At 39.1% G+C, this 8341-nt stretch carries 9 protein-coding genes; 4 read left to right on the top strand and 5 right to left on the bottom strand.

The features are described from left to right. Nucleotides 1-443: 443 nt before the first annotated feature. The 5 genes from H541_RS0109995 to H541_RS0109970 form a co-directional block, all read right to left on the bottom strand. On the bottom strand, nt 444-2348 hold the full coding sequence (locus H541_RS0109995) for a heavy metal translocating P-type ATPase (protein ID WP_022797163.1): 1905 nt from the start codon (nt 2346-2348) through the stop codon (nt 444-446). Between the two features lie 319 nt (nt 2349-2667). Next, nucleotides 2668-2901 (bottom strand): heavy-metal-associated domain-containing protein, encoded by a 234-nt coding sequence (locus tag H541_RS0109990; protein ID WP_022797162.1) that lies wholly within the window; start codon nt 2899-2901, stop codon nt 2668-2670. 146 nt (nt 2902-3047) lie between these two features. Further along, the gene (locus tag H541_RS0109985; protein WP_476693100.1) at nt 3048-3365 is read right to left on the bottom strand and encodes a prolipoprotein diacylglyceryl transferase family protein; all 318 of its coding nucleotides are present in this window, start codon (nt 3363-3365) and stop codon (nt 3048-3050) included. Further along, the gene (locus H541_RS0109980; RefSeq protein WP_026501771.1) at nt 3365-4069 is read right to left on the bottom strand and encodes a Crp/Fnr family transcriptional regulator; all 705 of its coding nucleotides are present in this window, start codon (nt 4067-4069) and stop codon (nt 3365-3367) included. Before H541_RS0109980 ends, H541_RS0109985 begins: the two co-directional genes overlap by 1 nt. 144 nt (nt 4070-4213) lie before the next feature. Beyond that, the gene (locus H541_RS0109970; protein WP_022797159.1) at nt 4214-4786 is read right to left on the bottom strand and encodes a Dps family protein; all 573 of its coding nucleotides are present in this window, start codon (nt 4784-4786) and stop codon (nt 4214-4216) included. 661 nt (nt 4787-5447) lie between these two features. Here H541_RS0109970 and H541_RS0109965 point away from each other — a divergent pair. The 4 genes from H541_RS0109965 to H541_RS0109950 all read left to right on the top strand — a co-directional run bounded on the left by H541_RS0109965 (nt 5448) and on the right by H541_RS0109950 (nt 7665). After that, nucleotides 5448-5702: a type II toxin-antitoxin system Phd/YefM family antitoxin gene (locus H541_RS0109965; protein ID WP_022797158.1), complete on the top strand. Its 255-nt coding sequence runs from the start codon at nt 5448-5450 to the stop codon at nt 5700-5702. After that, nucleotides 5687-5953 carry a Txe/YoeB family addiction module toxin gene (locus H541_RS0109960; RefSeq protein ID WP_022797157.1) on the top strand — a complete coding sequence of 89 codons (267 nt, stop codon included), beginning with the start codon at nt 5687-5689 and terminating at the stop codon, nt 5951-5953. Before H541_RS0109965 ends, H541_RS0109960 begins: the two co-directional genes overlap by 16 nt. 222 nt (nt 5954-6175) lie before the next feature. Beyond that, nucleotides 6176-6547: a MobC family plasmid mobilization relaxosome protein gene (locus H541_RS0109955; protein WP_022797156.1), complete on the top strand. Its 372-nt coding sequence runs from the start codon at nt 6176-6178 to the stop codon at nt 6545-6547. After that, a complete protein-coding gene (locus tag H541_RS0109950) occupies nt 6529-7665 on the top strand; it encodes a relaxase/mobilization nuclease domain-containing protein (protein ID WP_022797155.1) in 1137 nt (378 codons plus the stop codon). Before H541_RS0109955 ends, H541_RS0109950 begins: the two co-directional genes overlap by 19 nt. The last annotated feature ends 676 nt before the right edge of the window (nt 7666-8341 follow it).

Below are 8341 nucleotides of genomic sequence, written 5' to 3'. Positions count from 1 at the left end.
CTTGTCTTCAAAATGCACATTTTTCTTCACTAATTTATTAAACTGAATTTTTTCGAGGAACTCACGAACCAAAATCAATCCGCCATGGGAAGATAGCTTTTCACTTTTTGAGGAAATTTGAACATTTTTATTGAAACTTAGTCGATTATCGCGTAAATTTGACATATAGAACACCTCTGTTTTGTATTTTCGTCAAATTTACATTAACAGAAAGGTGTTCTTTTTTCACGCACCAAATGGGTGAAAAAAGAAACTCTTTACAAATGTTGAAGAAATACGGTTTTAGAGCGCAAACTCATAAAACTATGAATTATCTAGGTACTCTATACTCTTATTTTTTTTCAAGAACTCAAAAAAGCGGAAAATCCCAGATTTAAAAATCTGAGTTTCCGCTTTTGTCATTTCAAGGATGGACTATTGTCTCAGCCTCTTCTAATTTATTCTTAAGATATTTTTACTTTCTCTGCAGGTGCTGATACTTCTTTTTGTTCTTTTCGACCTTTCAACTTATACTTTATTAATCTCATGCCATTGAAAATTACCACCAAGATACTACCTTCATGAACCAACATTCCGATAGACATATTCATCCATTCGCTGAAGAAGACACTGGTCAACAAGACCAACACTACTCCAATTGAAATCGCGATATTTTGTTTCATATTATTTGCGGTGGCTTTTACTAATCCTAATGCGTGAGGCAAGTTGCTGAAGTCCGAGTTCATTAAAACGACATCGGATGTTTCAATCGCTACGTCCGTTCCGCTTCCCATTGCGATGCCAATGTCTGCTAAAGCTAAGGACGGACTATCGTTAACGCCATCTCCAACAAAGGCTACAATTTGACCACGTTGTTGAAGTTTTCCGATATAAGCCGATTTGTCTTCCGGCAACATGTGGCCGTGTGCTTCGGTTAAACCAAGTTCGCCGGCGACCACATCAACGGTTCCTTGGTTATCTCCTGAAAGAACGACTAGATTTTTCACGCCCAAGTCTTTTAATTCCTGCAAATTAGCTTTCACACCCGGACGGACTTGATCGCGAATGCCCATCAGTACTTTTAATTCACCGTCGACCGCTGTCAAAACGAGAGAGTTCCCTTGTTGTTCAAACCGTTTGACATCTTTTTGCACTTTTTTGCTGAGAGTGACATTTTCTTTTTCCATCAAGGCCACATTCCCAACAGCCACTCTATGTCCAGCTACACTTGAAACGATTCCGCCGCCTTTCACGACTTCAGTTCCTTCAACAGGATAAAAGTTTGTTTCTCCAATTTGATTTAAGACCGCTTTTGCTAATGGATGATCTGATTCCCGTTCCACACTGGCCAGATAGCCAAGCGTTTCAGCAGAATCTTTTTCATACAGTTCAGTCGCTGCAACGGTTGGGTTTCCGACAGTTAAAGTACCTGTCTTATCAAATACAATTGTATCCACATTGCTGAAGTCTTGAATGACTTCACTCCCTTTTAAAAGAACACCGTTACGAGCACCATTCCCAATACCGGCAACGTTTGAGACAGGCACTCCGATAACTAATGCGCCTGGGCAACCTAGAACCAAGATGGTGATTGCTAACTCAATATTTTGACTGAACGCCCATACAACAATTGCCAGAACCAAGACAGCTGGTGTGTAGTATTTAGAAAAGCGATCAATGAACCGTTCCGCTTCGGATTTAGAATCTTGTGCTTCTTCCACGAGTTCAATAATTTTTCCAAATGTGGTGTCCTCACCAACTCGGTCAGCTCTGATTTGAATCGTTCCGTTTTCTAAAATGGTTCCTGCAAAAACTTCTGCATCAGCTAGCTTGTTGACCGGAACAGCTTCACCTGTAATGCTAGCTTCATTGATATGCCCTTCACCCGTAAGGACTGTACCATCTACTGGAACTTTCGCACCCGTTTTAACGAGCAAGATATCCCCTTCATCTACATCATCCACTTCTACTTCTTCAAATTCGCCATTATCCATTTGTTTCAAGGCGCTTTCGGGTGCCATTTCAGTCAATTCTTTGATAGCAGATCGCGTTTGGTTCAACGTTCGTTGTTCCAAGTAGTGTCCGAATAAGAATAAGAACGTGACAATAGCCGATTCTTCATAATTTTGAATAAAAAGCGCACCAATCGCTGCAATACTGACTAAGGCATCAATACTGATGACTTTGACTTTCATTGCTTGAAACGCTTGAATGGCAATTGGCGTAATCCCAAAGACAGAGGCGATGATCAAAGACCACTCTGAAAGTCCTACGTTTTCTAAAACAAAGTGACTGAAGAAACCGAGTGCGATTAACAATCCACTGATGACGGTGATAACATTTTTCTTGCTTAATATATATTGTTGCATGCTTTTTCCCTCCAAATTTAATTTCTCTTTTATTGATAAACACAGTATAAGATAATTGCCTAAGTAATTAATTGACTGACATCAAGTTTTGAAAAAATACGTGTCCCTTTTCACTATTTTTTTGATCTAACAGCCTCAATGACACTTGTTCCTCTTTACAGTTATAACGATACCCTCTTTTTATCGAATAAAAATTGACGGCTATCAAGTTTAGAAAGTTCTCTTTTATCGTTTCTAAGCACCTCGAATCGGATTGCAACAAAAAAGCAATCCCGGAAAAATAGCTTTTCTTCCAGAATTGCCTAGTTCATTTAATCTGTTAAGCGGCCTTGACTTTTGCTTTAAGGACCGGATAGCCTACGTTTTCGATAGCTTTTTGAATCTCTTCAATCGAAGTGACAGCTGAATCAAAATTGGTTTTGACTTTGCTGGAGTTGAATAATACTTTAATGCTGTCTTTATCAACACCGTTAACTGATTTTACGGCACCTTCAATTTTTTGCATACAACTTGGACAAGACAACGTTTCTAATTGCAATATAGCTTTTTCCATAATTCCTATCTCCTTTATGTGTTTTTATTTTATCGGCAGCAGATTAATGAACACTGCCTTTTCCTCTTTACAACTGTAGTATAGCTCACTTTTAGCAAACGAAAATTGACGCATATCAAGTTTTGCACTTCTTTTTATTTTTTTGCTCAATTCACCATCTTAATAGTCTTTTTCTGCCCCTTATTGCCATCAGAATAATAAGAAATTGGTGGATAATCTTGTCTGCGTATAAACCATACTATAATCGCGCCAATAAACAGGGCCAGAGACAAGGCTCGCGAAACGCGGATCCACTCGCCAATCCATAAACTGTCCGTTCGCATACCTTCAATGAAGAACCGACCCACTGAGTACCACAAAACGTAACTCAAAGCGACTTCTTCTTGACGCAAAAGCACTGAGTTCTGTCCCGTTGTTAATGAAGAGCGACAGAACACCAACGTGTAGAAAAAAGTGTGTCCGATTATTCGCTGTAAAGCAATAAATCATCTAAATCCTGAATCTTGATCCTTTTCCCAGACAGCTGTTGAATCAATCCCTCGTCCTCCAATTCTCCAAATTTGCGACTGATGGTCTCAGGTGTCGTTCCTAAATAGGAAGCAATGTCCTTTTTTGCCATCGGCAGGGTGATGGTGGGAGAGTTGCCCATTTCAGGTTCCACATTTTCTGCCAAAAACAAAACTAAACGGGTAATGACACTCTCCATGGCTACTTGTGCGGTTTGACGTGCGGATTTTTCTAACCGCTGCGACATCTCTCCTAGCAGTTTTAACGAAATTGCAGGATACTCTTTTAGAAACTCTTGTACATCATGTTGTTGAATCATGCAGACAGACGTATCTCGAGTAGCTTCTGCGTATTCCTCGTGCACAGCATCAGGATTGAACAACGTCCATTCTCCCGTAAAGTCACCCGGATTCAAAATACGCACTAGTTGCTCTTTACCAGAATCAGACAAGCGATAGATGCGGACTTTTCCGCGATTCACAATATACAAGGCATCATCTTTTTCTTGCGAGCGAAACAGAAACTCCCCTTTTTGATAGTGCTTCGTGTGAGCTTTTCCAGCGATGCGATCCATCGAGCTTTCCTCCAAATGATTGAATATCGGGACTAAGCGGATACAAGCTGAGTGGTCACCAATTTCATGATGGGTATGTTTAGTCAATTCATTCTCCCCCTTTATTTATTTTGTTTATATTCGCTGCTTTTATTATATAAGTCTCTTACTACAAAAAAATTGATGCACATCAAGAAAATAGAAAAAGGACTGGAAAGAATTCCAATCCCTAAATCAGCTTCTACTTTTACCTTAATCTTCATCCTCATCAAACGCATCGTCGTCTTCCAATGCCTCTTTGCCAATGAACGCTTGCAGCATCCAAATGTTTTTATCTAAGTCATTTTTAAAAGCAATCAGTGTATCTTCTAAAGCATCGTCACCCTCGTCTTGAGCTAAACGAATCGCGCGAATAGTTAGGTCACGAGTGCTTCTGAAGTCCTCGATAATATTTTCAACCATGTCTTCTGCTTTAGCGTATTTATTAACTGCATCTTCCGAAAGCATCGAATACTTTTCAAATTCAACCGTTGTCGAAGCAGGTTTATGCCCAGAAGTAATTAGACGCTCCGCAAGTTTGTCGAACCATTTTTCATTTTCGTTATACAACTCTTCAAATTTTTCATGCAACGTAAAGAAATTGGCTCCTTTTACATACCAGTGATATTGGTGCAGTTTCACATGTAATGTATGCATGTTGCCTAAAAGATGATCCGCAATGGCCGCTGCATTAATTTTCGTATGATGAACATGTTCCTTGTGTTCTTGTTCTTCTTGCAATCTTTCTTGGGGTGTTCTTTCTTGAGAAGCTTTATTTTCAGTCATGATCTATTCCTCCTATAATTTTGGTTTGTTTAAAATAGCTTCCTTTGATGCCTCCTTTTTCTTTACTGAATTTAGTATAGGATAGATTTCCGTTAAAAAAATTGACGCTCATCAAGAAAAGTATTTCTTAATAGACGCCAGGCTTCTCTATTAAATTCAACTGAAATAATCAAAGGAATGAAATCGTTCCCTCCAAACAAAAATTTCATTAAAGTAGGGCCTAAAAAAAGAATAGCAACTATACTTTGTCAAGAGACCTGACTGCTATTTTTTTGCTTGTTATTCTTCAATTACCAAATGTCTTGCCTTGCAGTATATTTAATGCTCTTTCTCACTAGTGTTGCATGCAACACTAGTGAGAAAGAGTATTAATAAGATTAACCTAGACGAATAACTTTACTTTATTTATGTCATACCATAAATAAAAATTGAAAAGAATTTTTTTTTATTTTTAGTAGATCGATTAATAGGAGTTTTAGCTTATGGAATACCTATATTATTATTAGTTTTGACTGGTTTTTATTTTTATGACGGTTTGTCAAATTAATCTCTTATTTTGCAATACATGATTCTAAGCAATTTCATGCATTCACAACATCTTTGACGTACTTAGACAAGTACGTTACAATAGTAAGAAAGATGTTAAAGGGAGGAATAGCTTATGTCTATCGTAAACCCTAGCCAAGCTAGAAAAGTCTTTTATCAACTATTGAAAGACGTCAATAAAACTAACGAACCCATTTATATCTCTGGCAAAAACGAAGAAAGTGAAGCCGTTATGGTCAGTAAAAAAGACTGGGACGCAATTCAAGAAACATTATACCTTCAATCTGCTGGCGTAGCAGATGTGATCCGCCAGCGTGAACAAGAAAATGAGTTTGTTGCATTGGAGGATATCGATTGGGATACTCTATAAAGTTAGCAAAATCAACAATGAAAGACCTTAAAAATTTAAAATCGGCTCATTTAGAGCAAAAATTTAAAGATATAATGGAAATTTTAAAAGAGAACCCGTTTCAAAATCCACCGCCTTATGAGAAGCTAGTCGGAAATTTAAAAGATAACTATTCCCGACGATTAAATATTCAACACCGAGTGGTTTACTCGGTTGATAATGACGCAAAAGAAGTCATTATTTGGTCGGCTTGGACGCACTACGAAAGATAGAAATTCACTTTTTTAAAAGTGAATTTCTATCTTTTTTTATGTAATGAGCTTGTCTTTTTTCGGACAACTACCGAAAAAAGACAGTGCATAAAGGGCCATTTTTTCCTACGCAAACATAGAGCTTGCCAAACCCCTTAAAGGAGCATAACACTAACAGCCAAGTGCGCCTTAGTGTTATGCTCCTTTCTGAACGACAGAGAAGAAAAACAGGGGGTGGGACTAGTGAGCGAACGAGAGATTTTTGAGGCCCCTTTTGCGGAGGCCAAACCGAAGCGAAAAGAGCCGAAACAAATTAGCTTTCGAGTGAGCGAATCCGAATTTGAAAAGATGAAGCGCTCCGCTGAAATTTTTCAAATGAGTGTGCCGGCTTTTGTAAAAAGCAAGGCACAAGGGGCTAAGCTCGTCACGCCGAAAATTGACCGACCAGGAGCCGTGGAGATTGCCAAGCAATTACGTGCGATTGGGAACAATGTCAATCAGATGGCACGAGCAACGAACGCAACCGAATTAGATTCGAATTTAGCCGTCAACCTAACGGCTGAATTGCAAAAGATGCAAAAGGAGCTGAATCAGATATGGCAACAATTAAATTAGCGCGCAGCACCAGTTGTTCACGCTGCATTAACTACGCTGAACCGCGCTCAACGGTCAAAAGCGGCTTCAATTGCGACGTCAATTACGCGAAAACCCAAATGAAAGCTACCCGTATGATTTATGGCAAGGACGATAAAGTCCAAGCGCATACCTTGATTCAGTCATTTAAGCCCGGTGAGGTCACTCCGGAGCAAGCCAATGCATTAGGTTATCAATTAGCCGAAAAAGTCGCTGCCGGTCACCAAGTAGCCATTTATACGCATACCGATAAAGATCATATTCATAATCATTTAGTGATTAATAGCGTCAATATGGATACTGGTTTAAAATTTCAAGCCCATGGCCACAAAGCCATTCAAGAAATGAAAGACGCGAACGATCAAATTTGCCTGGAACATGGTTTAACGATTCCCGAAGCACCGGCTAATGTCCGTTATACCACCGCTGAAAAATCATTATTAGAAAAAGGCAAAAGCAGTTGGAAAGACGAAATCAGAGAAGTAGTAGATCAGGCGAGGGGTCGTACAGGCGGTTTTAAGAGTTTCTCAGAGCTTTTAAACGAAAATGGGGTAGATGTTAAACTGAGAGGGAAAACAATCACCTACACCCATTTAAATGCCAATAAAAAGGTGAGAGTGAGCAAGTTAGGCAGTGATTATGAAAAGGAGACGATTTTTAATGGCTTTGAAAGACACATTGAACCAACAGAAAGCAGAGATTCCGCAACCGGACAATCAGGAAGCAACGAGCCAAGACCTGCAGCAACTGATTCAAGTATTGACCGAGATCCGGAATTACAGCGGAGCGACGCTGCAACAGAAAAGCTTGGAGAAAGCCAATCTGGAGAACAATTTACAAGAGATTCAAGAAGTGACGAACTCCGTCCTGAACACCTTCAACAGCAGCTTAAAAAACTTAGAGACCACACAAACCGACTTCAACGAGACAGCTCAAAAGCAGTCAATCGAATCCTTGAAACGCCTGAAAACGATCTTGAACGACCTTTTAGAGCAAAACAAGACCGAAATCGCGAAGATTCAGAGCGAAATGAGTCAGAACAACCAACAGTTAAGCGAGATCAACCAGACCATAACCAAAACGATGGACCAAGTCTTTAACCAGTTAAACGCTGAAATCAAGCGAACCAATCAAAGACTAACCTTTAGAACAGTTTTAACCAATTTATACGCCAGTGTGCCTACCGGTATTGTTGTGGTGGCGCTCATGTGGCTGCTGAATTACTTTAATCTCTGGTAAAAAAGAGGTTTTCGATTACGTAAGGGACGAACTCAATTGAAATGACTTTTTTATATGTGATAGGGATTTAAAATCCATTTAAAACTACTAAAAAAGACCATAGAGACACTTCAATTTGTTTAAGGGTCCTATTCTTATAAGCTTGTACGCTAAAATTGAAAATAGAGCTGGTTATTTAGCTTCCAGCTCATGCAATGGTTCGATCAGTCGAGCGTAAGTCGAGGCACAGACCTTTGCGAACGTTTTTGATTTTTTTAAATTCTTTATAAGCTTGTGAAGCAAGCTATCCTTATACCTGAATAATTCATAGCTCTATAATTTAAGCTGGTTTCTTGAATAAATTAATCGTTCTTGGAAAAATTGGGAATTTTTCTACAAAATAGTGCGTTCTCGGAGTAGATTTTAACTAAATGAACCTTCTTACGATTCTCTTGTTTGTTTGAAGGCATACTTCTCCCTTGTAGACGATTGATTCAAAAAATTAACGTGATGACTGATTTAAATCCATTGACTGGATCGCCGTAGGCGCTCGAAGAC

Origin of the sequence: Bavariicoccus seileri WCC 4188, from assembly GCF_000421665.1 — a bacterium.
Lineage (GTDB): Bacteria > Bacillota > Bacilli > Lactobacillales > Aerococcaceae > Bavariicoccus > Bavariicoccus seileri.
This window is presented reverse-complemented; position numbering and strand designations above follow the sequence as displayed.

Bases quoted from the DNA above. Each gene is read 5' to 3' on its own strand.
- H541_RS0109990 (WP_022797162.1), bottom strand. From the start codon at position 2,901: ATGGAAAAAGCTATATTGCAATTAGAAACGTTGTCTTGTCCAAGTTGT.
- H541_RS0109970 (WP_022797159.1), bottom strand. From the start codon at position 4,786: ATGACTGAAAATAAAGCTTCTCAAGAAAGAACACCCCAAGAAAGATTG.
- H541_RS0109995 (WP_022797163.1), bottom strand. From the start codon at position 2,348: ATGCAACAATATATATTAAGCAAGAAAAATGTTATCACCGTCATCAGT.
- H541_RS0109965 (WP_022797158.1), top strand. From the start codon at position 5,448: ATGTCTATCGTAAACCCTAGCCAAGCTAGAAAAGTCTTTTATCAACTA.
- H541_RS0109950 (WP_022797155.1), top strand. From the start codon at position 6,529: ATGGCAACAATTAAATTAGCGCGCAGCACCAGTTGTTCACGCTGCATT.